The organism is Plantactinospora alkalitolerans (assembly GCF_015690345.1).
Taxonomy (GTDB): domain Bacteria; phylum Actinomycetota; class Actinomycetes; order Mycobacteriales; family Micromonosporaceae; genus Plantactinospora; species Plantactinospora alkalitolerans.
This window is the reverse complement of sequence record NZ_JADPUN010000436.1, coordinates 1-2,228: the sequence shown is the minus strand read 5'-3', so window position 1 is coordinate 2,228 and position 2,228 is coordinate 1. Positions and strand designations below refer to the sequence as shown.

Here is a 2,228-nt window from a genome sequence, read left to right as displayed (position 1 = left end):
GGCTAGGCGCTGGCGGGGCCGCGCGGGCCGGCTAGGCGCTGGCAGGGCCGCGCGGGCGGCTCGCGGCCGGTGGCCGGCACCGCTGCCGCCGGCTCAGACGACCAGGGCCAGCCACTTCCGGTACGCGGACGCGAACGGTTCGGTGCCGTCGCCGAGCGCGCCGTACAGCCACTCTGCGGCGGCCCGGGCGTTCGCCACCACGTCCTCGGGATATCCGAACCGGGCCCGGTGCTCGGCGAACTCGTCCTCGTCCCGCAACTCCACCGCTCCGGTGCCCCGTCGGCGTACGACGTCCAGGTCGAGGTCGATCAGGTGGACGGTGTCACCCTCCCAGCGAGCCGGGCTCGCGATGTCGCAGTAGACCTCGCTGGTCCGGGGCGGCGGGTTGAACATCGCGCTCCACCAGACGTCGTGTGGCACGAGCAGGACGAACGGGATCTGCTCCACCGACGGGCGACCGTGGTAGACCGACCGGGTGCCGGCGGTCACGCCGAGCCAGACACCGAGGTCGTCCTCGGCCAGCCTGCGGGCGGGGTAGTCCCGGTGCGCGGTGCCGTCGTACTTGCGGTAGACGACCCGGACCATCTCGCTCGGCATGCCCGCACCCTAGCGGATCCGGCCCAGTACTCGCCGTGCACGAAGCATCCGCCAGGCGTCGGAATCGGCAACATCACTCCGCCGAACGGTCGCCTGTGGGGACCCGCCGGTCGAGCCGGCGTCGCCGTGTCGGGACGGGCGGGTACGGTCGCACGGTGACCGCGCCCGCCACCGACGCCAGCATCCCCAACCTGACCGGGCCCGCGGCGGCGGAGGCCGGTACCGCTCCGGTCGCCCGGCCCAAGAAGCGCCGCCGTGCCGGTCGGCCCAGCGGCACCGAACTGCTGGCCGCGGCCGTCGGTGCCGTGCCCGGCGGTTCCACCCGGGAGGGCCAGCAGCAGATGGCCACCGCGATCGAGGAGTGCATCTCCTCCGGCGAGCACCTGCTGGTGCAGGCGGGGACCGGCACCGGGAAGTCCCTGGCCTACCTCGCCCCGGCGTTGACCGTGGACGGACCGGTGGTGGTCTCCACGGCGACCCTCGCGCTCCAGTCCCAGCTGGTCGAACACGACCTGCCCCGGCTCGCCGACGCGGTCGCCCCGGTGCTCGGCCATCGGCCGACCTTCGCGGTGCTGAAGGGCCGGCACCACTACCTGTGCCTGGCCCGGCTGGAGAACTCCACTGAGGACGAGCCGGAGGACACGCTCTTCGACACCCCGAACCGGGGCGGCGGCGGCACCAAGTGGCTCGGCGAGGCGGGCCGGCTGGGCAAGCAGATCGAGCGGATCCGCGACTGGGCGATGGAGACCGACACCGGGGACCGCGACGAACTCGACCCGGGCGTGGACGACCAGGCGTGGCGCCTGGTGTCGATGCCGGCCCGGGAGTGCGTCGGGGCGGGCCGCTGCCCGTACGGCGCGGAGTGTTTCGCGGAGGCGTCCCGCGCCCGGGCCCGGGAGGCGGACGTGGTGGTGACCAACCACAGCCTGCTGGCCGTCGACATGCTCGCCGGCCGGCACATCGTGCCGCCGCACAAGTTGCTGGTGGTCGACGAGGCACACGAACTCGCCGACCGGGTCTCCTCGGCGGCACAGGCCGAGCTGATCCCGGAGCTGATCGACCGGGCGGCCCGGCGTACCCGGCCGCTGATCGCCCCGGACGTGGCCGAGGCGTTGATCGCGGCCGGCGACGCCCTGACCGTCGGGCTGGCCGAGTCGCCGGCCGGGCGGATCACCGGCGGCCTGCCGGGGCCGCTCCGCGAGGCGTGCACCCTGCTCGACGCGGCGACCCGGGCTGCGCTGGAGAAGATCGGCGACGTGAAGGCCGACGACCCCGACCCGGTCCGCAAGCAGCAGTCCAAGGCGGTGCTGGACGAGCTGTCGAAGACCTCCCAGCGGCTGCTGGAGGAGGCCGACCACGACGTGGCCTGGGTGGAGAAGCCGGAGGGCGCGGCGGCCGGCCGTCGGGCCCTGGTCGTCGCGCCGCTCTCCGTGGCCGGCACGCTCTCCACCCACCTGTACGAGGACCGCACCGTCGTCGCCACCTCGGCCACGCTCGCGCTCGGCGGCCGGTTCGACACCGTGGCCAGGGCCCTCGGGCTCGAACCGGCTCCGGCTCCGGCCGCCCCACCGTCGCCGGCCGCCGCAGCACTGGCCGCCGCCGCGGCCCGGACCACCGCACCGGCCCGGACC

At 75.0% G+C, this 2,228-nt stretch carries 2 protein-coding genes; one reads left to right on the top strand and one right to left on the bottom strand.

From position 1 onward, the window contains the following. Positions 1-93: 93 nt before the first annotated feature. Complete coding sequence (locus I0C86_RS42455) at positions 94-597, bottom strand: DUF402 domain-containing protein (RefSeq protein ID WP_196206967.1); 504 nt, start codon at positions 595-597, stop codon at positions 94-96. A 191-nt stretch (positions 598-788) separates the two neighbouring features. Here I0C86_RS42455 and I0C86_RS42450 point away from each other — a divergent pair. Beyond that, positions 789-2,228, top strand: a 1,440-nt coding sequence (locus tag I0C86_RS42450; RefSeq protein ID WP_196206968.1) for an ATP-dependent DNA helicase, incomplete at its 3' end; no start/stop codon positions are given.

Coding starts and splice junctions, on each gene's coding strand:
- I0C86_RS42455 (WP_196206967.1), bottom strand. CDS start 597: ATGCCGAGCGAGATGGTCCGGGTCGTCTACCGCAAGTACGACGGCACC.